We start from the raw sequence: 26399 nt of genomic DNA on the forward strand, positions 1-26399 counted from the left end.
CAGCGATCCGCGCCAGCGGGGCGATGTCGCGGCCCCTCTTGCAGGACCGACGGCAATTGCCCCTTAGGCGGCAAAAATGTGCGCTTGAACCATCGCGTCTGCACCCAGACGCGGATTGTCTGGCCACAGCCCGCGAAAACCCGACAAAATCATCCAGAAACCGGGTGACGCCGCCGCCCCGTCTGGCTACGACCATCGGTGTCATGAGCACCTCCAGCGCCCGCTACGTCTCGACCCGAGGCCAATCTTCCGAAACCGATTTCGCCGACGCCCTGCTGCGCGGCATCGCGCCCGACGGCGGCCTCTATATTCCCACCGCCTGGCCCAGCCTGTCGCCCGCCGCCTGGACCGGAACGGCCGACTACAAGCCGATCGCGCTGCAAGCGATCGCCACCTTCATCGGCGACGCCCTGCCCGCCGGCGCGCTGGACCGCGCGCTGGACCGACTGACCGCCGGGTTCAACCATCCGCTGGTCACGCCTCTGGTCGAGCTGGAGCCGGGCCTGTTCGTGCTGGAACTGTTTCACGGCCCGACCGCCGCCTTCAAGGATCTGGCGATGCAGCTGGTCGCCAGCCTGACGGACGAGGCCCTGGCCGCGTCGGGCGAGCGTCTAACCATCCTGACCGCCACCTCAGGCGACACCGGCGCCGCCGCCGTGCGCGCCTTCGCCGGCGCCAAGTCCGTCGATCTGGTCGTGCTCCACCCGCTGGACCGCGTCTCGCCGGTTCAACGCAAACAGATGACGACGGTCGAGGCGGACAATGTCCTGAACCTGGCCGTGCGCGGTGATTTCGACGACTGCCAGCGTCTGGTGAAGGGCCTGCTGGCCGACGAGGCGCTGCGCGAACGCGGCCGCCTGTCCTCGGTCAATTCGATCAACTGGGCGCGGCTCGCGGGCCAGATCCCCTACTATGTTTCCGCGACCGCACAGCTGGGCGGGGCCGCGACCTTCGTCGTGCCGACCGGCAACTTCGGCGACGCCTTCGCCGGCATCGCCGCCACGAAGATGGGCCTGCCGTCGAACGGCTTCGTCGCCGCCGTGAACCAGAACGACGCCCTGGCCCGCGCCCTGCATGACGGCCTATATTCACGCCGTCCGGCGGTCGAAAGCGGCAGCGTCTCCATGGATGTGCAGGCGCCGTCCAACTTCGAGCGGCTGGTGTTCGAGGGGACGGGCCGCGACGCCGAGGCGACGCGCGTGGTGTTCGAAACCTTCGCCCGCGACGGCGCCATCGCCTTCGATCCGGCGCTGCTTACCGCCCTTCGCGACCACGTCTCGGCGGTTTCCATCGACGAGGATGAGACGCGCGCCGAGATCGCCCACGCCTATGAGACCTGGGGCCGTGTCGTGTGCCCGCACACGGCCGTGGCGCTGGCCGCCGCGCGACGGCAGGACCGCTCGAAAGGCCCCGTCATCGCCCTGTCCACCGCCCATCCGTCCAAGTTCGGCGACTTCGTTTCGAACGTCCTGGGCTTCGAACCCGAACCCGCAAACGTCATCGCCGCCCTGGGCGACAAGCCCGAGCGGTTGACGATCGTCGATGGGACGATGGAGGCGGCGCGTGACGCCGTGGCGGCCTTTTCAGGCCGCCACTAAAACGTCTTAGCGACGGCCGCCGCCGGTGAGGGCGCGCAGCAGAAGCAGGCCTACGCCGGCGACCGAGAGGGTCGTGACCAGCGGACGCTTGCGCGCCTCGGCGGCGACGGTGCGGGCCTTGTCGCGATAGTCGACGGGCACCTTTTCGACCAGGCGATCGACCGAATCCATCGCCTTGCCGAAGGTTTCCAGCGAGCGGCCCTTGGCGTCGTTGTAGGCGCCTTCGACCTGCAGCTTCTGGTCGCCGACCAGCTTGCCGACGCCTTTTTGGAACTTGCCTTGCGCCTGCGAGGCGGCGCCGTTGATGGTTTCGTCAGTCATGATCTTCGTCCTCGGGGAGCGGCGCACTTCGCCGTTGCAGCATCAAAGCCCGGCCAAGCTTTCGGTTCCAGCGACGAAGCCGCGCAGGCGGCTCAGGCCGGTTCGGTCGCGCGCCAGTGGTCCATCCGACGCAGGAAGACCGCCGGATCCTTGGGCGTCACCAGATTGGCGGGATCGTGGAAAATGCGGTCGTGCAGCCGCGTCACGGTGAACCGCAGGGCCGCCGCTTCCCCCAGACGCGGCAAGGCCTCCCGCTCCGCGCCGCTAAGCGGCCGCACGGATTCATAGCCGCGCTGGAAGGCCGTCAGGGCGTCCGGCATGGGTCGCCCCTCGGCGTCGAAGCCCCAGGCCGACAGGGCGATGGCGAGGTCATAGGCGAAGGCGCCGGTGCAGCCGAAATAGAAGTCGATCACCGCCGAAACGGCGTCGTCCTCGAACAGCACATTGTCGGGGAAATAGTCGGCATGGATCGCTCCGCCCGGCAGATCGTCCGTAAAGGGATCGCCCAAGCGCGCCAGCGAGGCGTTCACCTGATCCAGGAGACGTCGATCCTCGCCCGAGGCCGCCGGGGCGCACCGATCGGCCAGCCGACGCCACATGGCCGGCCCAACCGGATTGGCGCGTTTCAGATCAAAATCAGCCGCGGTCAGATGAAGCCGCGCCAGCACCGCCCCCGCCGCCGCCTGATCGGCCGATGACGGCGTGCGCAGCCAGGCGCCGGTCTTCCATTCGATCACCGCCGCCGCCCGGCCGTTCAGTCGTCCCAGCCATGCCCCCGACCGGTCCTCGACCGGCGTCGGGCAAGGAAAACCGCGCGCCGCCAGATGCGCCGTCAGCCCCAGGCAGAAGGGCAGCGAGGCCTCGTCCGTCCGCCCCTCGAACAGGGTCAGCACAAACCGGCCCTGCGTCGTGTCCAGTCGATAGTTGGTGTTCTCCACCCCCTCGGCGATGGCCGTCAGTTCGACCACCTCGCCGATGTCGTAGCCGGCCAGGAAGGCCTTGGCGTCGGCGATGGAAACGGGGGTGAAGACGGCCATGGGCTTAGTTTAGGCCCGCATCGGCGCGCCGTGCACGCACGATCTCGGCCAGATCCGCCATGATGCTCTCGGTCGTGGCCCAGCGCCCGGCGCCCCGGCCCCGGCAGCGCCACACGCGGCCGTCGGCGCCATAGACCTTCAACGCATTGCCCTCGCCGCGCAGGGTCGAGAACAGAGGGTCGCCATGGTCGGCTTTCAGCGACACCGACGGCCGGATCACCCCGTCCTTCAGATGGGCGGCGCCGATCTGGCGCACGCCGCCGGCGGCCGAGGTCGTCTCGCTCAGGTGGTCGCGCGGCACGTCGCCTTCGGGCGAACGGCCGAACGCTTCGTGGCACAGCAGCCGCACCTTGGCCGCCGCATCCAGACCTTCCAGATCCGAGGACGGGTCCTCCTCCGCAAAGCCCGCCGCGCGGGCGTCCGCCAGGGCTTCGTTGAAGGCCGCCCCGTCGCCCAGCCGCTCCAGCATGAAGTTGACCGTGCCGTTCAGCACCGCCTCGAAACCGACCACCTCGCCGGCTGCGCGGGCCGCGCGGACCGTCTCGATCATCGGCGATCCTCCGCCGACCGAGGCCGACCAGAAGATGCGCCGTCCATTGGCTTTCGCCAGTTCTTGCAGCCCGCCCGGATCGCGGCTGACCGCCTGTTTGTTGGCGCTGGCGACATCGCAGCCGGCCTCGAGCGCAGCGCGGATCACCGCGTGGCCCGCCTCGCCTTCCGACAGGGCCTCCAGCACGATGTCGGGCTTCCTGGCCCACAGGTCCGCCGGGTTTGAGGTGAACAAGGACGCCGGACAGTCCACGTCGCGGGCCTTTTTGGGGTTGCGCACCAGCACGCCCACGACCTCGTAGCGAGGATCGTCGAGCAGCTTGCCCAGCACGCCGCCGCCGACCACGCCGCATCCGGCGACCGCGACCTTCAGCGGCGGCAGGGCGGGCGCGGGACCAGGCGGCGCAGACTTGTCGCCGATGACCGTGCCGTCGGCGCGATCCAGGGCCGCCACCTCGATCTCGACCCCGCGGCTTTCGCCCAGGTCGATGGCGTCGTGCTGGACCAGCGCGCCGCCCAGCTTGCGCGCCACATCCCAGGAGGCGCGGCGATAGCGCAGGGCCGGGGCCGTCTTATCGTTGGGGTCGTGGTCGTAAAGGCCGTCCACGTCCTTGACCAACCGCACCTTCTTCAGCCCCAGCTCAGCGGCCAAGAAGACCGCCGTCAGGTCCGATCCGCCCCGCCCCAGCAGGGCCACCTTGCCGTCCGGCCGCACCGCGCCGAACCCGGGCACCACCACCACCTCGTGGCGATCCAGCGCCTGTTTCAGATGGTCGGGGCGTAGGCCGCAGGGGCGCGAATGCTCCGGCTCGCCCTCCGCCACGATGCCCAGCTCCCGCACCGACAGGGCGCAGGCGTCCAGCCCGATCCGGTCGCAGGCGATGGCCACCAGGGCCGCCGACTTCTCCTCGCCCAGGGCCACATAGCCGGGCAGCAGGTCGTTGGAATGGGCCAGGCCCAGCGCCCTCGCCTCGCCCAGCAGCCGGTCCGTCGCCCCGCCGAAGGCCGAGACCACCGCCACCACCTTCCGCCCCGCCCGCACATGGCCATAGACGGCCGAGGCGACCAGCGGCGCCTCCGCCGGGCTGCGCAGGATGGACGAGCCGAACTTCAGCACCACGACCTCTGGTGCAGGCTGACTGCTGGGGTCGAGGCTTTCGGATTTTTCTACGACGGCGAGTTGGGCGGACATCGGGGTTCTCGGGAAAGGTCGGGATGGGGTGGGGTGAAAAGAAAAACCCCGCCTGGCGGACCGGGCGGGGTTCGGGTTCTGCGGTTGCCGGGGTTCGGCGCGCTAAACTCGTCCCGCCCGTTCGGGCATGGTGGTGGTGCCGGTGGTACCGCCGATAATCGTGCCGCCGAGGATCATGCCGAAACGCGTCGCGGCGAGGCCGGCGACGGTCGAAACTTCGGCGATGAGCGAGCGCTGTTGCACAGGGCAGGTCCGGTTGAAATCTGAGCCTAGGGTGATCGGACGACCCTGACTCTGTCAAGTCGCATTGGATGATTTTTTCACGACAAGGCGTTTATGGTGCGTTTTCACCTCCATCGAGTCGACCCATGCCACTAATGAGGTTGAATTTTTCGCTTGACCGGCGCCGCCTCGATCATCAACGTAAAGTCACTCATCAAGACCAGCCGAGGGATTAGGCCCTTTGACGCTGGGGCAACCATCGGGTCTCACAGCTCGAAACGGTGCCAACTCCTGCGGGGTCCTTCGGGGTCGCGAGAGATGAGTGGAGCATCGACGAGACGACGCTCCACGCTCTGTCACCGCATCGAGACTTGCTGAGCGAGAACGATGCGGAACGACAATGACACTGGCTGAAACCACCCTGCTCGAAGACCCCGACTGTCGCCGCGCGACAGCTCTTACCCCTGTCCGCGAACCGACGCGTGAGCGCGGCGGCGCCCGCGACGTCATCGTTCCCATTCCCGCCGATTTCCGCCTCGCCTCGGGCGAAAAACTGAACCAGCCCAATATTGTAGGCCGCCTGCATGGCCGGATCGGCGCGCCCGTCGTCGTGGTCGCCGGCGGCATCTCGGCCGGACGCTTCGTCCACCGGACGGAGACCAACGGCCTGGGTTGGTGGTCCGGCGCCGTTTCGGTGCGCGGTCCCATCGACCTGAGCCGGCTTCAGGTCCTCGCCGTCGATTTCGCTCCCGGCGCCGAGTTCCTGGCTGCGCCCGTCACCATCACCACCCAGGATCAGGCCCGCCTGCTGGCTCTGGTGCTGAACCATCTGAAGATCGAGCGCGTCGCCGCCTTCGTCGGCTGCTCCTATGGCGGCATGGTCGGCCTGGCCTTCGCCGAACTGTTCCCCGACTGGGCCGAGCAGCTGATCATCGTGTCGGCCGCCCACCGCGCCCATCCCCAGGCCACGGCCTGGCGCGGTATCCAGCGCCGCATCCTGCAGTTCGCCGTCGCCGCCGGCCGTCCCGAGGAAGGCGTCGCCCTAGCCCGCGAACTGGCCATGACCACCTATCGCACGGCCGAGGAATTCGACGACCGCTTCGACACCACCGCGCCCACAGCCGTCGGCGGAGCCTATCCCGTCTGCGACTATCTGACGGCGCGGGGCCAGGCCTACCGGACCCACACCACCCCGGCCCGCTGGCTGTCGATGTCCGATTCTCTGGATCGCCACAGCGTGACCCCGGAAGCCATCACCACCCCCGTCACCCTGATCGGCTTCACCTCCGACCGGCTGGTGCCGATCGACGACATCCGCGAACTGGCCGCGCGGTTGCCGACCCTGTGGCGCTTCGTCGAAGCGCCCTCGCTCTACGGCCACGACGCCTTTCTGAAGGAGGACGCCTTCGTCGGCGACATCCTCCGCGCCGCCTTGAAGGATATCAAAGCATGACCGCCCGTCCCGCCAATCCGCACACCATCGCCGCCCGCACGGGCGTGGATACGGACACGGCCCATGGCGCGGTCATGCCGCCGCTGTATCTGTCGTCCAACTATTCCTTCGCCGGCTTCGATCAGAAGCGGAAGTACGACTACAGCCGTTCGGGCAATCCGACCCGCGACGTGCTGGCCGAAACCCTGACCGAGCTGGAAGGCGGCGCCGGCTGCGTCATCACCGCCACCGGCATGGCGGCGGTCGATCTGCCCCTGACCCTGTTGGAGCCGGGCGACCTGCTGATCGCGCCGCACGACTGCTACGGCGGCACTTGTCGCCTGTTGAACGCCCGCTCCCGAAAGGGGCATTTCGAATTGCTGCTGGTCGATCAGGGCGATCCCGTCGCCTTCGAGGCCGCCCTGGCCCTGAAGCCCAAGCTGGTGCTGGTCGAAACCCCGTCCAACCCGCTGCTGCGTCTGGTCGACGTCGCGGACATCTGCACCCGCGCCCATGCGGCGGGCGCCAAGGTCGTCTGCGACAACACCTTCCTGTCGCCGGCGCTGCAGAACCCGATCAAGCTGGGCGCCGATTTCGTCGTCCACTCGACGACCAAGTTCATCAACGGCCATTCCGACGTGGTCGGCGGCGCCGTCATCTCGGCCGACGCCGAGGATCACCAGACCCTGGCCTGGTGGGCCAACTGCACCGGCGTGACCGGCTCGCCCTTCGACGCCTATCTGACCCTGCGCGGCGTGCGCACCCTGTTCGCGCGCATCGAGCGGCAGCAGGCCACGGCAGGCAGGATCGCCGAAAAGCTGGCCGCCCACCCGGCGGTCAAGGCCGTCCACTATCCGGGCCTGAAGTCGCACCCCAACCACGCCCTGGTCGCGGCCCAGCAGGCCGGACCCGGCGCCATGCTCAGCTTTGAGCTGCAAGGCGGCACGGACGCCGTGCGCGATCTGGTCGAGACGCTGGAGATCTTCACCCTGGCGGAATCGCTGGGCGGCGTCGAAAGCCTGATCGCCCACCCCGCCACCATGACCCACGCCGCCATGACGTCGGAACAGCGCGCGACGGCCGGCATCGGCGACGGCCTGGTGCGCCTGTCGGTGGGTCTGGAGCATGTCGAGGATCTGATCGCCGACCTGTTCCCGGCGCTGGACGCCCTCGTGCCCGCAACCGCCGCGGCCGCATAACTTTTTGCTTGCAGGAGGGGCCGAACCGGGGCAAATGCGCCGCCCCGGCTGCGGTCCCTTCGTCTATCGGTTAGGACGTCAGGTTTTCAACCTGAAAAGAGGGGTTCGACTCCCCTAGGGACTGCCACCGGCGGCGCCTTTTCAGCGCCCTTTCTGGACATCGTCGAGCGAATGCTCCGACCCCGGATTAAGATTTCAGTAACCATTTTGTTCGGAAGCGGGCAATAAGTCTTTCGATTCACAGACTTTTTTCGGACGCAGTCAGGAACTATCCACAGGGACTGTGGTTAACCCATCGTTAGCTCGGCGCAGAAGCGCCTCTCCCTCCTGCACCGAGATCCTCATGTTTATCGCCATCGCCCGCCCGGCGGTGGAGCCCAAAGGCCCCGACGCCGTCGCCGTCCCCGGCTCTCCCGCCATCGCCGAACTGTCGCCCCGCGCCCTGCATGCGCGTCTTCTCGAAAACGCCGCCCTGCGCCGCATGCGCGGATTGGAGCGCCGCAGAGAGCAGCGTCTCGAAGACGCCGACTACTGGCTGCATGCCGCACCGATCGCCGTCCGGAAAGCCAGCGCCCTGCGCGAAGAACGCAGTTTCTCGCCTATCCCCTGACAGTCGTTACACATCCCTGAATACATACGTGGGTGATTTGGGGTTGATTTACCGACCCTTGGTATCCGACAAGAGTGGATGGGCGAAGTCGGATCGGCGCTGACATCTGCGAAGGCGATCCTGGTCACGGGCGGCGCGGGCTATATCGGCGCTCATGTGTGCGAGGCCCTGGCGGCCGCCGGCTATCGTCCCGTCACCTACGACAACCTGTCCACCGGCCGGCGCCGTTTCGTGCGCTGGGGACCGTTGGTCGAGGGCGATGTCTGGGACGCGGACAAGGTGCGCCACACCCTGATCGCCCACGACATCAGCGCCGTCATGCATTTCGCCGGCTCGTCCGTGGTCCCTGAATCGGTGCGCGCGCCGCTGGACTACTATCGCAACAATGTCGGCGGTCTGTTCGGCCTGTTGGGCGGGATGCGGGAAGCGGGTGTAAACCGGCTGGTCTTTTCCAGCACCTGCGCCGTCTATGGCGATCCCGGCGACGATCCGATCACCGAGGCGACGCCGCTGGCGCCCGTCACCCCCTATGGCCGATCCAAACTGGGCTGCGAACAGATCCTGTCGGACGCCAGCGCAGCGCACGGGCTGAATGTGATCGCGCTGCGTTATTTCAACGCCAGCGGCGCCTCAGCGTCAGGCCTGATCGGTGAAGATCGGCCGGTCGAGACCCATCTCATCCCGCGCGCCATGATGGCCTTGCGCGGCCAGATCGATGATTTCGCCGTCCATGGGACCGACTATCCGACACCCGACGGCACAGCGGTGCGCGACTACGTCCACGTTGGCGACCTGGCTCAGGGCCACCTCGCCGCCCTGACCCAGTTGCTCGGCGACCGACGCGGCTTTTTCGCCTGTAATCTGGGGGCGGGTCGCGGCCATTCGGTGCGGCAGGTGCTTGAGGCTATCACAAACCATAGCGGCCTCCGCCTGCCCGACGCAGCCGGAGCGCGCCGTGCGGGCGACCCGCCGCATCTTGTGTCGGACATCACCTTGGCGCGCCAGGCGCTGGGCTTCGCGCCACGCCAGTCGGACCTGCCTTCCATCGTCGCCAGCGCCTGGGCCTGGCACAGCCGGCTCAGCGCAGTTCGGGCATTCGGCGGCGCAGCGAGGCTTTCAGCTTTTCGAACTTCTGCCCCGCCGACTTGGGCCTTACCCGCCGACGGAGTTCCAGCCCGCCACCCCACAGCGCATGGACCGGCGCTTCAAGATGCGGATGGCGATCATGCTGATGGACGATGGGGCTGACGCTGGCGTCGGGATTGACGACCTTGCCCCCTTCGAACCTCAGCGTCTCGCCGGGCGTCAGGCCCAGGGTCGCCACGCGACCATAGTTGGGGCGCACGGTCATCGCCGTCAGATCCTGATGGATCGCCATGTTGAAGGCCGCCTGATCGGCGCCGAACGCCCCGCCGATCTCGGATCGCGGCGTCGCCGCCAGCGACAGGATCAGTCGCGACAGGCGCGAGACGTCGGCGCGCGGCCCGACGATGGTGCCCACACACAGACAGGCCTTGTCGGCCAGCTGCCGCGCCTGCGCCTCGCCGAACAGGGCGCGCAGATACTTCATGTTGAAGGCGTGATCGGCCAGCGGCGTCTCGGCCTCGACATAGGCCTCAAGGCCCTGGGGCGCCGGATCGAAGGGCGGCGCCTGAAAGATCACGTCGCGCACGTCGCAGGCCAGGGCGACGCCTGCCCGATCACCCAGCAGACCAGCGAAGGCCACGAACCGCTGCATTACCGGATGCGGCGCCCATCCGCGCCAGACCGGCGCATCGACGGCGGTCACCCGATGCTGGGCCAGAAAAGCGCGCAAATCCGGTTGGGCGTCGACCACGAGGGCCACAGGGCCCTCGAACACCGCCCGCAGCGACAGGACGAAGGGCGCGATGTCGGCCGCGTCGTATCCGGTGGCGTAGCCGACGACGACATCGCCGTCCGGCAGGGGCGTAAACCGGCGAGCGACCTCGAACGCCTCGGCCAGCCAGTCCAGATAGTCCGACCGAACCGCCCCCTGTTTCATGGCGTCAGCGGTCGCCCATCAGATCGGCGAACCGGTCGAACAGGTACAGGCTGTCGGTCGGTCCGGGCGAGGCCTCAGGGTGGTGCTGGACGCTGAAGATCGGCTTGTCCTTGACGGCGATGCCGCAGTTGGTGCCGTCGAACAGGCTGACGTGGGTCTCGGTCACGGCGTCGGGCAGGCTGTCGCGATCGACGGTGAAGCCGTGGTTCATCGACACGATCTCGACCTTGCCGGTGGTCAGATCCTTGACCGGATGGTTGGCGCCGTGGTGGCCCTGATCCATCTTCACCGTCTTGGCGCCCAGGGCCAGGGCCAGCATCTGGTGGCCCAGGCAGATGCCCATCAGCGGCTTGCCGCTGGCGACCAGCTTCTGGATTTCAGGCACGGCGTATTCGCCCGTGGCGGCTGGATCGCCCGGACCATTCGACAGGACCACGCCGTCGGGATTGCGGGCCAGCACCTCTTCCGCCGTCGTCGTCGCCGGGACCACGGTGATGCGCGCGCCGGTCGAGGCCAGGGCGCGCAGGATGTTGCGCTTCACGCCGTAATCGATGACCACCACGTCCTTGCGGCCTTCGGTCTTCGGGTGCCCTTCCGGCCAGTCCCACAGCCCCTCGTTCCATTCGAACGCCTGCAGGGTCGAGGCGGGCTTGGCCAGGTCCAGACCGACCAGTCCGGTCCAGCCCTTGGCCTGAGCCACCAGGGCCTCCAGGTCGAAGTTTCCGTCCGGGTCGTGCGCGATGACGGCGTGGGGCGCGCCCTTGTCGCGGATGATCTTGGTCAGGGCGCGGGTGTCGACGCCGGCCAGGCCCACGACGCCGCGCCGCTTCATCCAGTCGTCGAAACTGGCGTCCGAGCGATAGTTGGCCGGATCGGTCGGCACGTCGCGGAAAATGGCGCCGCGCGCCGAGGTGTCGGACCCGCCGCCCATCTGTTCGATGTCTTCGACATTGGTCCCCACATTGCCGACGTGCGGGAAGGTGAAGGCCAGGATCTGGCTCATGTAGGACGGGTCGGTCAGGATTTCCTGATAGCCGGTCATGGCGGTGTTGAAGACCACCTCGCCCAGGGCCGAGCCGACGGCGCCCACGCCAATGCCCTGCAGGATCGTGCCGTCCGCGAGCGCGAGAACGCCGGTGGCGCCCGGAAGAATCTTCGTCGTCATGGGCGCGCTCCTAAAATCGAATCCGGCCGATACGAAGGCCGAAGGCAAACGGCGGCGTCGTTAAGCCCTGCCGCCTGCCCCGTCAACGTGGCGCGCGTCACCGCCCGTCGGTGATGGACGCCGGACCGATCAGCTGGAACGTCGCCTTGGCCCCGCCCTGGGCGTGCGGCGCCAGCCAGACGTCGAACAGACCGGGCTCGATGCGCCAGGTCTCGTCCGCGCCGATGAAGCCCAGTTGGCGAGCGTTCAGGGTGAAGCTCACCTTCGTGCTCTGGCCCGGCTTCAGCGACACGCGCTTGAAGTCCTTCAGCAATCGGCCCGGCTGGGTCAGGCTGGCGACCCGGTCGTGGATATAGAGCTGCACCAGCTCCTCGGCCGGATGCGACCCGGTGTTGGTCACGGTCACGGCCAGGTCTAGCGTGCCGGCCCAGGCCAGCTTGTCGCTCTCCATCTCGACCGGCCCATAGCTGATCGCGCCATAGGTCAGGCCATAGCCGAAGGGATAAAGCGCCGTATTGGTCGTCTCGCGATAGCGGGCCTTGTATTCCTCGCTCGCCAGATCGGGATTGGCCGGGCGGCCGGTGGTCTTGCGGTCGTAGGAATAGGGCTGCTGGCCCGACTTGTGCGGGAAGCTGACCGGCAGGCGCGCCGACGGGCCGTGATCGCCGAACAGGACGTCGGCGACAGCGTGGCCCATCTGTTCGCCCAGGAACCAGGTCACGACGATGGCCTGGGCGTTCTTCACATTGCCTTCCAGCGCAAGCGCCCGGCCGTTCCTCAGCAGGATGACCATGGGCTTGCCCAGCGCCGCCATGGCGTCGACCAGGGCGACCTGCGGCGCGGGCACCACGATCTCGGTGCGCGACTGGGCCTCGCCCGACATATTGGTCGCCTCGCCGATGGCCAGGACGATGACCTCGGCGTCGCGGGCGGCGGCGACGGCCTGCTCGATCCCGCCGTCCAGCGGCGTCTCGACACCCGAACCGCGTGCGAGGGTCAGGTTCTGCGGATCGCTCATGGCCGCGCGGAAGCCGGCTTCCAGCGAAACGCGTCGCTCGGGCGCGCCCCAGATGGTCCACGGCCCCCAGATATTGTCCACGTCGTCGGCGAACGGGCCGACCAGGGCGATCTTCTGGCTCTTCTTCAGCGGCAGCAGGCCGTTGTCGTTCTTCAGCAGCACGACCGACTTGCGGCCCGCCTCGCGCGACAGCTCGACGTGTTCGCGCGACCCGATCACCGCCTTTTCACGCACCGGATCGGTGCCGCGATAGGGATCGTCGAACAGGCCCAGCGCCGCCTTGGTGTTCAGGACGCGACGCACCGCCTCGTCCAGCCGCGCCATCGACACCTCGCCCGAGGCGACCAGGCTGGGCAGATGTTCCAGATACAGGCCCGACACCATCGACACATCGACCCCCGCGTTGAAGGCCAGGCGGGCGGCGTCGCGGCCGTCCTCGGCGAAGCCGTGGGCCACCAGCTCCTGCTCGGAGGTGTAGTCGGAGACGACGAAGCCCTCGAAGCCCCATTCGCCGCGCAGGATGTCGGTCAGCAGCTTGCGGCTGCCCGACGCCGGCACGCCGTTGACGTCGTTGAAGGCGCTCATGATCGACAGGGCGCCGGCGTCCACGGACGCCTTGAACGGCGGCAGGAAGACCCCGCGCAGGGTCTGCTCGCTCATGTCGGTGGTATTGTACTCGACCCCGCCGACGGCGGCGGAATAGGCGGCCATGTGTTTGGCGGTGGCCAGGACCGCGTCACGGTCGTCCAGACCCTTTTCGCCCTGGAAGCCGCGCACGCGGGCGGCGGCCAGCAGGTTGTTCAGCAGAACGTCCTCGCCCGCGCCCTCGACGTTGCGGCCCCAGCGCTGGTCGCGCGCCACGTCCACCATGGGGGCGTAGGTCTGGTGAACGGCCGACGCCGCCGTCTCGACCGCCGCGGCCCGCGCCGTGCGCCGCGCCAGTTCGGTGTCGAAGGCCGCCGCCTCGGCCAGGGGCACGGGGAAGATGGTCGACAGGCCGTGGATCACGTCCGCTGCGAACAGCAGCGGGATTTTCAGCCGGCTCTCCTCCATCGCCACGCGCTGGATGCGACGGCCCGCCTCGGCGCCGATGCCGTTGAACAGGCTGCCGACCTTGCCTTCGCGGATCAGGGCCGTGACGCGCGCGGGATCGCCCGTGCCGTCCAGCGGGTTCACCGCCGTGGGCATCCAGCGGAACGGATCGGCCAGCAGGTTCAGCTGGCCCGCCTTCTCCTCGACCGTCATGGCCGCGATCAGATCCTCGATCTTCTGGCGGTGACGGGCGACGGTGCGGGACGCTTGGGCGGAAACAGGCATGGGGAACACTCCGGCGCCCATCAGGGCCAAAAGCCCCAGGCCAGACAAGAAATTTCTACGGGAAGCCGCAGGCTTGAGAGGTCGCGTCATTTAGGCTGGCGCTCCTTTCGGGGGACAATCGAGCAGCGAAGCGAGAGGCCTAGCCTCTCGGCCCCGACAGCTTCAACCCCCGCCTGCCATGTAAATCGATGTAACGCCCCGCTACGCGGTCACGCCGCGTTTCGCCGCCATCATCCCAGGGCGATGTCCAGGAACATCATTCCGACCAGGCCGATCATCAGGCCGATCATCGATCCCTCGCCCTTGGACTTCTCGCGGGTCTCGGGAATGATCTCGGCGGTGACGACATAAATCATGGCTCCGGCCGCCAGGCCCAGCCCCCACGGCAGTGCGCCGGGCAGCAGGTCGACGACGCTGGCGCCGATCAGCCCGCCGACCGGCTCGACCAGGCCCGAAGCCAGCGCCGCCGCAAAGGCCGGCCAGCGGCCGTATCCCAGGGTCGCCATCGCCGCCGACACCGCCAGCCCCTCGGGCATGTTCTGGATGCCGATGCCGAGGGCCGTGGACAGCCCTTGATGCATGTCGCCGCCGCCGAAGCTGACGCCCACGGCCGCGCCCTCGGGGAAGTTGTGCAGGGTGATGGCGATGATGAACAGCCAGATGCGCCGCGACAGGTCGCGCGATCCCGCCGGTCCGATGGCCAGCATGTCCACCGGCGCGAACCGGTTCATCAGGCCGATCACCGTCGCCCCGATCAGCACCGCCGCCCCCATGACGCCGGCCGCCGCCGCCTGGCTGGCCCCGCCCGCCTGCAACACGTCGACGCCGGGAATGATCAGCGAAAAGAAGGAGGCCGCCAGCATGACCCCGGCGGCGAAACCCAGCAGGGCGCTCTGGGTCTGCACCCCCGGCTTCTTGATGAACAGCAGTGGCACGGCGCCCACCGCCGTCATCATGCCCGCCGCCAGACTGCCCAGACCGCCTGCGGCGATGGGGGAAAGGGATTCCATCATCCGTCTGCATTGCGGCGCGACGCGGCAAGAGACAAGCCCGAACCGTGGCGTTAGAGAAAGCTTCATGTCCCAGCGCGCCGCCCTCCCCGTCGGCCCGAACGCTGCGTCGGCGCTGGGCGCCGCCCGGCGGGTCGTGGTCAAGATCGGATCCTCCCTGCTGATCGACGCGGCCACGCGTCAGCCGACGCGTGATTGGCTGGCCGCCGTCGCCTCGGATCTGGCGGCGCTGAAGGCCGAAGGGCGCGAGGTCATCGTCGTCTCGTCCGGCTCGATCGCTCTGGGCCGGGGCCGGTTGCCCGCGCTGGGCGCACGGCTGGAGGACAAGCAGGCGGCGGCCTCGGTCGGACAATCCCTGCTGATGGCCGCCTGGTCCGGGGCGCTGGACCCGCACGGCCTGATCGCGGGCCAGGTTCTGCTGACGCGCGACGACACCGAGCGCCGCAGGCGGTGGCTGAACGCCCGCGCGACCGTCGAGGCCCTGTTGACCCACGGCGTCATCCCCATCGTCAACGAGAACGACACGGTGGCGACCGAGGAAATCCGTTACGGCGATAACGACCGGCTTGCGGCGCGCACGGCCCAGCTGGCGCGAGCGGACCTGCTGGTCCTGCTGTCGGACGTGGACGGCCTCTATACCGCCGATCCGCGCCGTGATCCGAACGCCGCCCATTTGCCCCTGATCGAGACGCTGAGCCCCGACATCCTGGCCATGGGCGGGGGCGCCAACGCCGAGGCGGGTGTCGGAACCGGCGGCATGGCGACCAAGTTGGCGGCGGCCCAGATCGCGCGCTCGGCCGGTTGCGCCACCATCATCGCCTCGGGCCAGACCCTGTCGCCGCTGAGCGCCATCCGCGACGGCGCGCGCGCCACCCTGATCGCCGCCCCCGACGGGCCGATGGCCGCCTACAAGCAGTGGATCGCCGGCAGCCTGTCGCCGACGGGGGTCCTGACGCTGGACGCCGGGGCGATCACGGCGCTGAAGGCGGGCAAGAGCCTGCTGCCCGCCGGAGTCACGGGAGTCTCCGGCACTTTCGAAAAGGGTGACTGCGTGCGTTTGATCGACCCGGACGGTCGCGCCGTCGGCGTGGGCCTGGCCGCCTACGCCGCCGACGAGGCTGCGCGCCTTCGCGGCCGCCGCTCGGACGAGATCGAGACCCTGCTGGGCTATCGCGGGGCCTCGGTCCTGATCCACCGCGACGACATGGTGCTGGACGACCGATGACCGACCTCTCGACCCGAATGCTCGACTTGGGCCGGCGCGCCCGCACCGCAGCCGTGCTCTTGCGCGAAGCCCCCGCCGCCGCCCGCACCCGCGCGCTGGAAATCCTGTCCGCAAAGCTGACGGCCGCCGAACCCGCCCTGATCGCGGCCAACGCCCGCGACGTGGAGGCCGCCCGCGAGGGCGGCATGACCGAGGCCCTGATAGACCGCCTGTCGCTGAGCCCCGCCCGCATCGCCGGCATGGCCGAGGCGGTGGCGACCATCGCCGCCGTGCCCGATCCGCTGGGCGTCGAGACCGAACGCTGGACCCCCGCCAATGGCCTCGACATCGCCCGCGTCCGCACCCCGATCGGCGTGCTGGGCGTGATTTACGAGAGCCGCCCCAACGTCACCGCCGACGCCGCCGCCCTGTGCATCCGCTCGGGCAATGCCGCCATCCTGCGCTGCGGCTCGGACTGCCTTCAGTCCTCCCTGGCCATCGCCGCCCTGATCGCCGAAGCCCTGGCCGAAGCCGGCCTGCCCGCCGATGCGGTGCAACTGGTCGATACCCCCGACCGTGAGGCAGTCGGCCTGATGCTGACCGGGCTGAACGGCGCCATCGACGTCATCGTCCCGCGCGGCGGCAAGAGCCTGGTCGCCCGCGTCCAGGCCGAGGCCAGAACGGCGGTGCTCAGCCATCTGGAAGGTCTGAACCACACCTATCTGCATCAGGCCGCCGATCTTGAGACCGCCCGCGCCATCGTCCTGAACGCCAAGATGCGCCGCGTCTCGGTCTGCGGCGCCACCGAGACCCTGCTGGTGGACCGGGCGGCGGCCCAGCGCCTGCTGCCCCCCGTCGCCGCCGACCTGATCGCCGCCGGCTGCGAACTGCGCGGCGACGCCGACGCCCGCGCCATCGTCCCCGTCATGACGCCCGCGACCGAGGCCGACTGGATCACCGAATATCTGGCCCCGATCCTCGCCGTCCGCGTCGTGGACGATCTGGACGCCGCGACCGACCACATAGCCCGCTACGGCTCGGGCCACACAGAGGCCATCGTCACCACAGACGCCCACGCCGCCGAACGGTTCGCCGCCAAGGTCGACAGCGCCATCGTCCTGATCAACGCCTCGACCCAGTTCGCCGACGGCGGCGAGTTCGGCTTCGGCGGCGAAATCGGCATCTCCACCAACCGCCTCCACGCCCGCGGGCCGGTCGGAGCCGAGCAACTGACCACCTACAAATATGTGGTGCGCGGCCAGGGCCAGATCAGGCCCTAACTTGCCCCCGGTAAGGAAATTCCTTACTCTCAAGCCATGATCAAGAGCCGCCTGACATCCAAGGCCCAGACGACCATCCCTCAGGCGGTGCGCGCCGCGCTGAGCCTGCAGGACGGCGACGAGTTGCAATATGATCTGGACGGCGACCGAGTGATCCTGCGCAAGGTCCGCAGGGCGCCGGTCGAAGACCCCTTCGCGGCGTTCGACGAATGGGACAGCGACGCGGACCGCAAGGCCTATGCCGGACTTTGAGCGCGGCGACGTCGTCCGCGTCCCCTTCCCCTACACCGATCGCAGCACCCGACAGCATCGCCCGGCCCTGGTCGTTTCCGATGGGCCGCTAGGCGATGATGGCAGGCTGGTGTGGGTCGTGATGATCACCAGCGCCGACAACCGATCTTGGGCGGACGACGTACCGCTGGGCGACAGCTATTCCGAAGCCGGCCTGCCCGCCCCGTCCGTCGTTCGACCCGCGAAGATTGCGACAATAGACCCTGCTGTCGCAACTCGCCTCGGCCGTATCGACGCCGAGCGTCTGGCGCGGACAATGACTGTGATGCGCGCCAACCTCTGACTTGCAAGTCCTTTCGGGCCTCAAGCAGCGCGAAGCGCGATAGGCCCAGCGAGAGAGCTTATGCTTTGCCCTTGGGCAAAGCATAAGCGATTACGTAATCGCCCTCCGGCGTTTCCATGAAGTGATGGCCGGCGGCGACTATCACCAGATACTGGCGGCCGTTCTGCTCGTAGATCATCGGGTTGGCCTGACCGCCAGCGGGCAGGACGTCGGACCAGACGGTCTTGCCCGTCTCGATATCGATGGCGCGGATCAGGTCGTCGGTCGCGGCGGCGATGAAGATCAGGCCGCCGGCCGTGACCACCGACCCGCCGTTGTTCGGCGTGCCGATCTCCAGCGGCAGCATCGAGGGGATGCCGAACGGGCCGTTCTTGCGCGCCGTGCCGAACGGACGATCCCACAGGGTCTTGCCGCTTTGCACGTCGATGGCCCGGATGCCGCCGTACGGAGGCTCCTTGCACAGCAGGCCGGTGAAGGGCATCCGCCAGCCGGCGTTGACGTCGATCGCATAGGGCACGCCCATCTGCGGATCGCCCGCGCCCTCGGCCTTGGCGCCCTCGCCGGTCGTTTCCTCCTGATAGCGGGGGTCGTCACGGGGGAACCAGCCCAGCTTGTTCGCCTCGGCGCGCGGCACCAGACGATTGTAGTTGGGCATGTCGTTATAGTTGGCGATGATCACGCCGCGACGCGGATCCAGCGCCACGCTGCCCCAGTCCGAACCGCCGTTGTAGCCCGGATATTCGATGAAGCGACGGTCGGCGGTCGGGGGCGTGAACTGGCCCTGATACGATGCCTTCTTGAACTGGATGCGGCAGATCATCTGATCGATCGGCGACATGCCCCACATGTCGACTTCACGCAGGTCAGGCTTGGCCAGGGTGTTGAACAGCGAATAGGGCTGGGTCGCCGCGCGCTGGGCCGGTTCGACGCCACCGCGCGGGGCCGGACGATCCTGAACGCCGTGCAGGGGCTGGCCCGTGCGGCGATCCAGCACGAAGATTTCACCGCGCTTGGACGGCAGGATCACCGCCGGCGTCACGCCCCCTGCGGTCGGCATATCGACCAGCGTCACCTGCGAACCCAGGTCATAGTCCCAGACGTCGCGGCGGACGGTCTGATAGCTCCAGCGCGGCTTGCCGGTCGTGACGTCCAGCGCGACCAGGGCGCTGGAATACTGGTTCTCCTGGGGCCGGCGCAGCGACGAGTAGTAGTCGGCGGCCGAGTTGCCCATCGGCAGATAGACCAGGCCCAGGGCTTCGTCGCCCGTCGCCGTCGTCCACATGTTCGGCGTGCCCGGCGTATAGGTCTGACCGGCCGGCGGCGCCGTGGTGATGTCGGGACGCATCATGTCCCAGGCGAAGCGCAGCTGGCCGGTGACGACGTCATAGCCCTGAATGACGCCCGAGGCGTTCCAGCGTTTCTGGCCGTCCAGAACCTGATGGCCCGTGACGATGACGCCTCGCACGACGACGGGCGGCGAGGTGATCGAAACCATGCCGGGATAGGGATTGCCCATCCCTTCCTTGATGCTGACGGCGCCGTTGGTTCCGAAGGCGGGGCAAGGCACGCCGGTGCGCGCATCGACTGCGATGATGCGGCCGTCCAGCGTGCCTTCGATGATGCGCGTCGCGCAGGGCTGGGCCTGATCGACGTTGGGCGCGGCGTAATAGGTCACGCCCCGGCAGGCGGCGGTGTAAGGGATTTGTTCGTCCGCCACCTTGGGATCATAGGCCCACTTCTGCCGGCCGGTATTGGCGTCCAGGGCGAACATCTTGTTGCGACCCGAGCAGAGATAGACGGTGTCGGCGATCTTCAGCGGCGTGGTCTCGGCGCCGAACCGTTCGCCAGGCAGGTCGCCGGTGCGGAAAGTCCAGGCCCGCTCAAGCTGACCCACATTGTCCTTGTTGATCTGGGCGAGGGGCGAGTACCGCTGGGCCGCGTCCGAGCCGCCATAGGCGGGCCAATCGACGCCCGCCTTGATCAGGGCAGGATCGCCGGCCACACTCCGATCGCCCGGCACCGGGCTGTCGACGCCGGGCGCGTTGATCTGACCGACCACCAAACCGAACACGACCGTCAGGACCGCCAGGCCAAGCGCGCCGAAGCCCGCCGTCTTACCGCCGCCGCGCGACCGCAGCACAGGCAGCGTCGCCAGCACCAGGAACATCAGCACCAAGGGCCCGACCAGGCGCGGGATCATGGCCCAGCCGTTCAGGCCCTTCTCCCACAGCGCCCAGATCACCGTGGCGATGAAGACCGCACCATAGACCCAAGCCCCGCGCACGTCGCGCCAGACAAGCAAAAGGCCCGACACGATCAGCGCCAGGCCCGCGATCAGATAATACCAGGAGCCGCCCAGCATCGCGAGCTGCACGCCGCCGACCGTCAGCACCAGACCGATCACGGCCAGCAGGATCCCGAGCAGCAACGTCAGCCATCCCCCAAGGCCGGTCGGGGTTGTCCATCGGGGCATGGGCTCACTCTCTGTGGTCGGCTGAAATCAGCGTGGAAAACGCCTCGAGGCTACGCTGGTTCCTATTGTCGCACCCCCGGAACAAAATCCTGTTGCGGCGCAAACGGCCTACATCAGCAACTTTTGACGACGAAAGATCGCCGATTGGACGATTTATTCTTTTTTATCGGCTGAGAACGCCTCGCGGCAATAATATTTGCCTCTGACGCACCGTTTGCGGCATATGCGAGATATGCATAAGACCCTGAAGCAAGGCGGGACATTCGTCGTCGAACCTCGCCGCCTGTCCAAGGCCTCGGCCGAACTGCGCGCGCGCGGTTTTGGCGAGATTACGATTCCGCCCTCGACCGAGACGGCTGAAAAACAGGCGTCGCGCTGCACCGACTGCGGCGTGCCCTTCTGCCAGAACGCCTGCCCGCTTCAGAACAACATTCCCGACTGGCTGCGCCTTTCGGCCGAGAACGAGCCGCGCGAGGCCTGGCGCGTCGCGTCCCTGACCTCGACCATGCCCGAAATCTGCGGTCGGATCTGCCCGCAGGACCGGCTGTGCGAAGGGTCGTGCACCTTGAACCAGTCCGGCTGGGACGCCGTGACCATCGGCTCGGTCGAGGCCTGGCTGGGCGACCAGGCCTTCGCCAACGGCTGGGTCGAGCCGATCCGCCCGGCGGCCGAACGCGGCGAAACCGTCGGCATCGTCGGCGCCGGCCCGGCCGGTCTGGCCGCCGCCGACCGCCTGCGCTGCGAGGGCTATCAGGTCACGATTTATGACCGCCACGACCGCGCTGGCGGCCTGCTGATCTACGGCATCCCCGGCTTCAAGTTGGAAAAGCACGTCGTGCAGCGCCGCGTGGACCGGTTGATCGACGGCGGCGTCCAGTTCGTTCTGGGCTGCGAGGTCGGCAAGGACGTGACCCTGACCGAGCTGCGCGACCGCCACGACGTCGTCCTGCTGGCCATGGGCGTCTATCAGCCGCGTATCCTTTCGGCGCCCGGTCGCGGGCCCGATTCGACCGTCGCCGCCCTGTCCTATCTGACCCATCAGAACCGGCGCGACCTGGGCGACGCCGAACAGGACGGATGGCACGAGGCGCGCGGCAAGCGGGTCGTCGTCATCGGCGGCGGCGACACCGCGATGGACTGCGTCCGCACCGCCGTCCGGCAAGGCGCAGCCAGCGTCACCTGCCTGTATCGTCGTGATCGCGAGAACATGCCGGGCTCGGCCCGCGAGGTCGTCAACGCCGAGGAAGAGGGCGTCGTCTTCGAATGGCTGGCCGCGCCCAAGGCCCTGTTGTCGCAAAGCGATCAGGTCACGGGCGTGCGCGCCGCGCGCATGCAGCTGACCGAGGCTGCTCCGGGCCAGCGTCGCGACATCGTGCCCGTGCCCGGCGCCGACTTCGACGTGCCGGCCGACATCGTCATCGAGGCCCTGGGCTTCTCGCCCGAGCCGTTCGCGGCGCATGAGCCCGACCTGCACCTGCGCGACGACGGCACCATCAAGGTGGGTTCGGTCAGCTTCGCCACCAGCCTGCCCGGCGTCTTCGCCGCCGGCGACGCGGTGCGCGGCGCCTCGCTGGTCGTCTGGGCCGTCCGCGAAGGCCAGGACGCCGCCGCCGAAATCGACCGCTACTTCAAGACCCGCACCGAGGAGGTCGCGGCATGACCTGGCTGAATCAATACGAAACAACCCGCGACCGGCTGGAAGCCGGCAATGCTTACGATCGCAGTTCCGAGCGCGACGCCTGCGGCGTGGGCCTGGTCTGTTCGATCGACGGCACGCCGCGCCGCGACGTGGTCGAATATGCGATCCGCAGCCTGAAGGCCGTGGCCCACCGTGGCGCGGTCGACCCTGACGGCCTGTCTGGAGATGGAGCGGGCATCATGGCCGAGTTGCCGCAAGGCTTCTTCGCCGAACAGGTGGCCTCGATCGGTCAGTCCCTGCGTCCTGGGCCCATCTGCGTCGGTCAGGTCTTCCTGCCGCGCACCGATCTGGGCGCCCAGGACCGCGCCCGCGCCATCGTCGAGACCGAGGCCCTGCGCGGGGGCTTCTGGATCTACGGCTGGCGCCAGACTCCCATCGACCTGTCGGTCGTCGGGACCAAGGCCGGCGCGACCCGGCCCGAGATCGAACAGATCATGCTGGCCCCGCCGCTGGACGACGCGGGCCAACCGCTGGACGGCGAGGCGCTGGAGCGCGAACTGTATCTGTGCCGCCGCCGCATTGAAAAGACGGTCAAGACCGAGAACCTGGCCGGCGTCTATATCTGCACCCTGTCCGCGCGCTCCATCGCCTACAAGGGGATGGTGCGGGCCGAACTGCTGGGCGACCTGTATCCCGACCTGGAGGACCCGCGTTTCGTCTCGGCCTACGCGGTCTTCCACCAGCGCTATTCGACCAACACCTTCCCGGAATGGAAGCTGGCCCAGCCCTTCCGAATGATGGCCCACAACGGCGAGATCAACACGCTGAAGGGTAATCTGAACTGGATGAAGTCGCACGAAATCCGCATGGCGGCCGGCGCCTTCGGCGACCGCGACGGCGAGGTCAAGCCGGTGGTTCAGCCAGGCGGATCGGACTCCGCCGCCCTGGACAATGTCATGGAGGTGCTGGTTCACGCCGGTCGCCCCGCGCCGATGGCCAAGGCCCTGCTGATCCCCGAGGCCTGGGCCAAGGACGACGTGGTCATGCCCGCCGAACACCGGGCCTTCTACGCCTATTGCAATGCGGTGATGGAGCCGTGGGACGGCCCGGCGGCCATCTGCGCCGCCGACGGCCGCTGGATCGTGGCGGGCAAGGACCGGAATGGCCTGCGTCCCCTGCGCGCCGTGGAAACCGTCGACGGCCTGCTGATGGCGGGCTCCGAAGCCGGTCTGGTGCCGATCCCCGAGAGCCGGGTGAAGCGCCGCCTGCACATCGGCCCCGGCAAGCTGATCGCCGTCGATATGAAGCATGGCCGCGTCTATGACGAACATGAGGCCGTCGACGCCCTGGCCGCCGCCCACCCCTACGAGGCGTGGCTGGACAATATGGTCGATCTGGAGCCGATCATCGGCCCCGGACCGGAGCCGCGCTCGGCCTCGGGCGAGGCCCTGACCCGCCGCCAGATCGCCGCCGGCTACAGCCGCGAGGATCTGGACCTGCTGCTGGACGCTCTGGTGCGCGACGGCAAGGAGGCGGTCGGCTCCATGGGCGACGACGCCCCGCCCGCTGTGCTCTCGGCCCTGCCGCGTCCGCTATCGCATTATTTCCGCCAGAACTTCAGCCAGGTCACCAATCCGCCCATCGACCCGCTGCGTGAAGCGGGCGCGATGAGCCTGAAGACCCGGTTCAAAAACCTGGGCAACATCCTGGCTGAGGAAGAGGCCCAGACCGACGTCTTCGTGCTGGACAGCCCCGTCCTGACCAACGGCATGTATGAGCGGATGATCGACAAGGTAGGCGCCGGTTCGACCGTGGTCATCGACTGCAGCTACGATCTGCCCTCAGACGACGCCCGCCCTGGCGCCGGCCTGCGTTCCGCCCTGGACCGCATCATGGACGAGGCCGAGGCCGCCGCCCGCGACGGCGCGGCCCTGATCGTGCTGACCGATCAGGCCGGGTCGGCGGATCGTCTGGCCGCGCCGATGATCTTGGCCACCGCCGGGGTCCACGGCCGCCTGACGAAGGCGGGCCTGCGCTCCTACTGCTCGATCGTGGTGCGCACCGCCGAGACGCTGGATCCGCACGGATTCGCGGTCCTGGTCGGGGTCGGCGCCACCACCGTCAACGCCTGGCTGGCCCAGGACCTGTTCCAGGAGCGTCTGGACCGGGGCCTGTATCCCGGCCTGACGCTGCGCGACGCCTGTCTGAACTACAAGGCCGGCATCGAGGCGGGCCTGCTGAAGACCCTGGCCCGCAAGGGGATCAGCGTCATCTCCGCCTATCGCGGCGGCTGCGAGTTCGAGGTGTTGGGTCTGTCTCGGGCGCTGACCGCCGAATTCTTCCCCGGCGCCCCGTCGCGCATCTCCGGCATCGGCCTGGCCGGTCTGGAGCAGGCGGCGATGAAGCGGCACCGCATCGCCTGGGGCGAGGCTGTCCCCTCCCCGGCCATCGGCGGCTTCTTCAAGATCCGTTCGGGCGGCGAGGCTCACGCGCACGAGGCCAGGACCATCCACCTGTTGCAGGACGCCTGCAACCGCGGCGACTATCGCCGCTTCAAACAGTTCTCCGAGGTCGTCCGCGCCCAGGCCGACCTGTCCCTGCGCGACCTCTTGGACTTCCGGGAAGGCACGCCGATCCCGCTGGACCAGGTCGAGAGCGTGTCGGACATCCGCCGCCGCTTCCTGACCCAGGCCATGTCGCTGGGCGCGCTCGGCCCCGAGGCGCACGAGACGCTGAACATCGCCATGAACCGCATCGGCGCCCGCTCGGTCTCGGGCGAGGGCGGCGAGGATCCTGAGCGCTATCACCCGCGTCCGAATGGCGACGACGCCAACTCGGCGGTGAAACAGGTGGCCTCGGGCCGGTTCGGCGTCACGGCCGAATATCTGAACCAGTGCCGCGAGATCGAGATCAAGGTTGCGCAAGGCGCCAAGCCCGGCGAGGGCGGCCAGCTGCCTGGCTTCAAGGTCACCGAGTTCATCGCCCGGATGCGCCACGCAGTACCCGGCACGACCCTGATCTCGCCGCCCCCGCACCACGACATCTATTCGATCGAGGATCTGGCCCAGCTCATCTACGATCTGAAGGCCATCAACCCCGATGCGCGGGTGACGGTGAAGCTGGTGTCCGCCTCGGGCATCGGCGCCATCGCCTCGGGCGTGGCCAAGGCAAACGCCGACGCTATCCTGATCGCCGGCCACAACGGCGGCACCGGCGCCTCGCCCCAGACCTCGATCAAGCACGCCGGCCTGCCGTGGGAAATCGGACTCGCCGAGGCCCATCAGGTGCTGACGCTGAACAATCTGCGCGGCTCGGTCACGCTGAGGACCGACGGCGGGGTCCGCACCGGTCGTGACGTTGTCATCGCCGCCATGCTGGGCGCCGAGGAATACGGCGTCGGCACCGCCGCCCTGATCGCCATGGGCTGTCTGATGGTGCGCCAGTGCCATTCCAACACCTGCCCTGTCGGCGTCTGCTCCCAGGACGAGCGGCTGCGCGAGAAGTTCACCGGCACGCCTGACAAGGTGGTGAACCTGTTCACCTTCATCGCCGAGGAGACGCGCGAGATCCTGGCCTCCATCGGCGCGCGCACGATGGACGAGATCATCGGCCGCACAGATCTGCTGCGTCAGGTCCGTCGCGGGGGCTCGCACCTGGACGACTTGGACCTGAACCCGCTGCTGGTTCAGGTGGACGAGGGCGCGGCCGGCAAATGGGCCGACAAGACGACGCGCAAGCCCATCGCCGACAGCCTGGACGCCGCCGTGCTGAAGGACGCCGTCCGCTTCCTGGATCGTGGCCAGACGCTGGAGCTGTCCTATCCGCTGAACAACACCCAGCGCACGGTCGGCGCGGCCCTGTCCTCGGCCATCGTGCGGCGCTTCGGCGCGCAAGGCCCAGCGGGCCGGCTGAAGCTGCGGCTGGAAGGCATCGCAGGTCAGAGCTTCGGCGCCTTTGCGGCCAAGGGTCTGGAACTGCACCTGACGGGTGAGGCCAACGACTATGTCGGCAAGGGGCTGTCGGGCGCCGAAATCTCGATCCGCACGCCGGAATGGCGCGAGGATCAGCTGATCTGCGGCAACACCACCCTGTATGGCGCGACCTCCGGCCGTCTGTTCGTCGCCGGCGCGGCGGGCGAGCGGTTCGCGGTCAGGAACTCCGGCGCCGAGGCCGTGGTCGAGGGGCTGGGCGCGCACGGCTGCGAATATATGACCGGCGGGCGCGTGGTCGTCCTGGGCTCGGTCGGCTGGAACCTGGCGGCAGGCATGAGCGGCGGCGAGCTGTTCGTGCTGGACCAGCCGGGCCATGCCGAGCGCGCCCTGAACGGCGACCTGGCCGGCGTGACCGACATTGACGCACAGGCGGCCGATCGACTGAAGGGCCTGATCGAGGCCCATCTGGCCGCGACGGCCTCGCCCCTGGCGCGGCGGATGCTGGCGGATTGGGACAACAGCCTGAAACGCTTCGTCCGCATCGTGCCCCTGACCGACATCGCCGCCCGCACGGAACGCCTGAAGACCTCCGCCTGACACCGAA

At 68.4% G+C, this 26399-nt stretch carries 19 protein-coding genes, 1 tRNA gene, 1 pseudogene and 1 riboswitch; of the genes and pseudogenes, 12 read left to right on the plus strand and 9 right to left on the minus strand.

Going from position 1 to position 26399, the window contains the following annotated elements:
• Positions 1-203 precede the first annotated feature (203 nt).
• The gene (gene thrC / locus JX001_RS15440; protein ID WP_205681686.1) at positions 204-1598 is read left to right on the plus strand and encodes a threonine synthase; all 1395 of its coding nucleotides are present in this window, start codon (positions 204-206) and stop codon (positions 1596-1598) included.
• 6 nt (positions 1599-1604) lie between these two features.
• Here the strand turns inward: thrC and JX001_RS15445 are convergent, their stop codons facing one another.
• The 4 genes from JX001_RS15445 to JX001_RS15460 form a co-directional block, all read right to left on the minus strand.
• Positions 1605-1919 carry a CsbD family protein gene (locus JX001_RS15445; protein ID WP_055806344.1) on the minus strand — a complete coding sequence of 105 codons (315 nt, stop codon included), beginning with the start codon at positions 1917-1919 and terminating at the stop codon, positions 1605-1607.
• Positions 1920-2011: 92 nt separating this feature from the next.
• Positions 2012-2956 (minus strand): homoserine kinase, encoded by a 945-nt coding sequence (gene thrB, locus JX001_RS15450; protein ID WP_205681687.1) that lies wholly within the window; start codon positions 2954-2956, stop codon positions 2012-2014.
• Positions 2957-2960: 4 nt separating this feature from the next.
• Complete coding sequence (locus JX001_RS15455) at positions 2961-4697, minus strand: amino acid kinase family protein (RefSeq protein WP_205681688.1); 1737 nt, start codon at positions 4695-4697, stop codon at positions 2961-2963.
• Positions 4698-4799: 102 nt separating this feature from the next.
• Positions 4800-4940 (minus strand): hypothetical protein, encoded by a 141-nt coding sequence (locus JX001_RS15460; RefSeq protein ID WP_017505697.1) that lies wholly within the window; start codon positions 4938-4940, stop codon positions 4800-4802.
• Between the two features lie 187 nt (positions 4941-5127).
• Positions 5128-5244, plus strand: a riboswitch (SAM riboswitch).
• Positions 5245-5319: 75 nt separating this feature from the next.
• Between JX001_RS15460 and metX the strand changes: the two genes are divergently transcribed.
• The 5 genes and pseudogenes from metX to galE form a co-directional block, all read left to right on the plus strand.
• Entirely contained in the window at positions 5320-6372 is a 1053-nt protein-coding gene (gene metX, locus JX001_RS15465; protein WP_205681689.1) for a homoserine O-succinyltransferase MetX, read from the plus strand.
• Positions 6369-7550 (plus strand): cystathionine gamma-synthase, encoded by a 1182-nt coding sequence (gene metB, locus JX001_RS15470; RefSeq protein ID WP_205681690.1) that lies wholly within the window; start codon positions 6369-6371, stop codon positions 7548-7550. The genes metX and metB overlap by 4 nt, the downstream gene beginning before the upstream one ends.
• 52 nt (positions 7551-7602) lie before the next feature.
• Positions 7603-7677 (plus strand) — tRNA-Glu (locus JX001_RS15475).
• A gap of 216 nt (positions 7678-7893) precedes the next feature.
• On the plus strand, positions 7894-8160 hold the full coding sequence (locus JX001_RS15480) for a hypothetical protein (RefSeq protein ID WP_205681691.1): 267 nt from the start codon (positions 7894-7896) through the stop codon (positions 8158-8160).
• Between the two features lie 78 nt (positions 8161-8238).
• A pseudogene (gene galE, locus JX001_RS15485) lies at positions 8239-9180 on the plus strand (UDP-glucose 4-epimerase GalE); the annotation flags it as partial.
• Between the two features lie 58 nt (positions 9181-9238).
• Here the strand turns inward: galE and JX001_RS16355 are convergent.
• The 4 genes from JX001_RS16355 to JX001_RS15500 form a co-directional block, all read right to left on the minus strand.
• On the minus strand, positions 9239-10183 hold the full coding sequence (locus JX001_RS16355) for a hypothetical protein (RefSeq protein WP_241004682.1): 945 nt from the start codon (positions 10181-10183) through the stop codon (positions 9239-9241).
• 4 nt (positions 10184-10187) lie between these two features.
• Positions 10188-11348, minus strand: coding sequence for a glutamine-hydrolyzing carbamoyl-phosphate synthase small subunit (gene carA, locus JX001_RS15490; RefSeq protein WP_066626847.1), 1161 nt, complete (start codon positions 11346-11348; stop codon positions 10188-10190).
• Positions 11349-11445: 97 nt separating this feature from the next.
• Positions 11446-13683 (minus strand): glycoside hydrolase family 3 N-terminal domain-containing protein, encoded by a 2238-nt coding sequence (locus JX001_RS15495; RefSeq protein ID WP_205681693.1) that lies wholly within the window; start codon positions 13681-13683, stop codon positions 11446-11448.
• Between the two features lie 230 nt (positions 13684-13913).
• On the minus strand, positions 13914-14696 hold the full coding sequence (locus JX001_RS15500; protein ID WP_205681694.1) for a ZIP family metal transporter: 783 nt from the start codon (positions 14694-14696) through the stop codon (positions 13914-13916).
• A 64-nt stretch (positions 14697-14760) separates the two neighbouring features.
• Here JX001_RS15500 and proB point away from each other — a divergent pair, with 64 nt between their 5' ends.
• From proB to JX001_RS15520, 4 genes are read left to right on the plus strand one after another with little or no spacing between them, the layout of a single operon-like run.
• Complete coding sequence (gene proB / locus JX001_RS15505) at positions 14761-15918, plus strand: glutamate 5-kinase (protein WP_205681695.1); 1158 nt, start codon at positions 14761-14763, stop codon at positions 15916-15918.
• Positions 15915-17177: a glutamate-5-semialdehyde dehydrogenase gene (locus tag JX001_RS15510; RefSeq protein WP_205681696.1), complete on the plus strand. Its 1263-nt coding sequence runs from the start codon at positions 15915-15917 to the stop codon at positions 17175-17177. Before proB ends, JX001_RS15510 begins: the two co-directional genes overlap by 4 nt.
• Before the next feature lie 36 nt (positions 17178-17213).
• Positions 17214-17429 (plus strand): AbrB/MazE/SpoVT family DNA-binding domain-containing protein, encoded by a 216-nt coding sequence (locus JX001_RS15515; RefSeq protein WP_205681697.1) that lies wholly within the window; start codon positions 17214-17216, stop codon positions 17427-17429.
• Positions 17416-17751 carry a type II toxin-antitoxin system PemK/MazF family toxin gene (locus JX001_RS15520; RefSeq protein ID WP_205681698.1) on the plus strand — a complete coding sequence of 112 codons (336 nt, stop codon included), beginning with the start codon at positions 17416-17418 and terminating at the stop codon, positions 17749-17751. Before JX001_RS15515 ends, JX001_RS15520 begins: the two co-directional genes overlap by 14 nt.
• A gap of 58 nt (positions 17752-17809) precedes the next feature.
• Here the strand turns inward: JX001_RS15520 and JX001_RS15525 are convergent, their stop codons facing one another.
• Positions 17810-20224, minus strand: coding sequence for a membrane-bound PQQ-dependent dehydrogenase, glucose/quinate/shikimate family (locus JX001_RS15525; RefSeq protein ID WP_205681699.1), 2415 nt, complete (start codon positions 20222-20224; stop codon positions 17810-17812).
• Positions 20225-20456: 232 nt separating this feature from the next.
• Between JX001_RS15525 and JX001_RS15530 the strand changes: the two genes are divergently transcribed.
• A complete protein-coding gene (locus JX001_RS15530; RefSeq protein WP_205681700.1) occupies positions 20457-21884 on the plus strand; it encodes an NAD(P)-dependent oxidoreductase in 1428 nt (475 codons plus the stop codon).
• Complete coding sequence (gene gltB / locus JX001_RS15535; RefSeq protein ID WP_205681701.1) at positions 21881-26392, plus strand: glutamate synthase large subunit; 4512 nt, start codon at positions 21881-21883, stop codon at positions 26390-26392. Before JX001_RS15530 ends, gltB begins: the two co-directional genes overlap by 4 nt.
• Positions 26393-26399: the final 7 nt, after the last annotated feature.

Source organism: Brevundimonas fontaquae (assembly GCF_017086445.1).
GTDB lineage: Bacteria > Pseudomonadota > Alphaproteobacteria > Caulobacterales > Caulobacteraceae > Brevundimonas > Brevundimonas fontaquae.

Coding starts and splice junctions, on each gene's coding strand:
- proB (WP_205681695.1), top strand. CDS start 14,761: ATGTCCCAGCGCGCCGCCCTCCCCGTCGGCCCGAACGCTGCGTCGGCG.
- JX001_RS15495 (WP_205681693.1), bottom strand. CDS start 13,683: ATGCCTGTTTCCGCCCAAGCGTCCCGCACCGTCGCCCGTCACCGCCAG.
- thrB (WP_205681687.1), bottom strand. CDS start 2,956: ATGGCCGTCTTCACCCCCGTTTCCATCGCCGACGCCAAGGCCTTCCTG.
- gltB (WP_205681701.1), top strand. CDS start 21,881: ATGACCTGGCTGAATCAATACGAAACAACCCGCGACCGGCTGGAAGCC.
- JX001_RS15515 (WP_205681697.1), top strand. CDS start 17,214: ATGATCAAGAGCCGCCTGACATCCAAGGCCCAGACGACCATCCCTCAG.
- JX001_RS15520 (WP_205681698.1), top strand. CDS start 17,416: ATGCCGGACTTTGAGCGCGGCGACGTCGTCCGCGTCCCCTTCCCCTAC.
- thrC (WP_205681686.1), top strand. CDS start 204: ATGAGCACCTCCAGCGCCCGCTACGTCTCGACCCGAGGCCAATCTTCC.
- JX001_RS15455 (WP_205681688.1), bottom strand. CDS start 4,697: ATGTCCGCCCAACTCGCCGTCGTAGAAAAATCCGAAAGCCTCGACCCC.
- metB (WP_205681690.1), top strand. CDS start 6,369: ATGACCGCCCGTCCCGCCAATCCGCACACCATCGCCGCCCGCACGGGC.
- JX001_RS15500 (WP_205681694.1), bottom strand. CDS start 14,696: ATGATGGAATCCCTTTCCCCCATCGCCGCAGGCGGTCTGGGCAGTCTG.
- JX001_RS15445 (WP_055806344.1), bottom strand. CDS start 1,919: ATGACTGACGAAACCATCAACGGCGCCGCCTCGCAGGCGCAAGGCAAG.
- JX001_RS15530 (WP_205681700.1), top strand. CDS start 20,457: ATGCATAAGACCCTGAAGCAAGGCGGGACATTCGTCGTCGAACCTCGC.
- metX (WP_205681689.1), top strand. CDS start 5,320: ATGACACTGGCTGAAACCACCCTGCTCGAAGACCCCGACTGTCGCCGC.
- JX001_RS15510 (WP_205681696.1), top strand. CDS start 15,915: ATGACCGACCTCTCGACCCGAATGCTCGACTTGGGCCGGCGCGCCCGC.
- JX001_RS15480 (WP_205681691.1), top strand. CDS start 7,894: ATGTTTATCGCCATCGCCCGCCCGGCGGTGGAGCCCAAAGGCCCCGAC.
- JX001_RS16355 (WP_241004682.1), bottom strand. CDS start 10,183: ATGAAACAGGGGGCGGTTCGGTCGGACTATCTGGACTGGCTGGCCGAG.
- carA (WP_066626847.1), bottom strand. CDS start 11,348: ATGACGACGAAGATTCTTCCGGGCGCCACCGGCGTTCTCGCGCTCGCG.
- JX001_RS15525 (WP_205681699.1), bottom strand. CDS start 20,224: ATGCCCCGATGGACAACCCCGACCGGCCTTGGGGGATGGCTGACGTTG.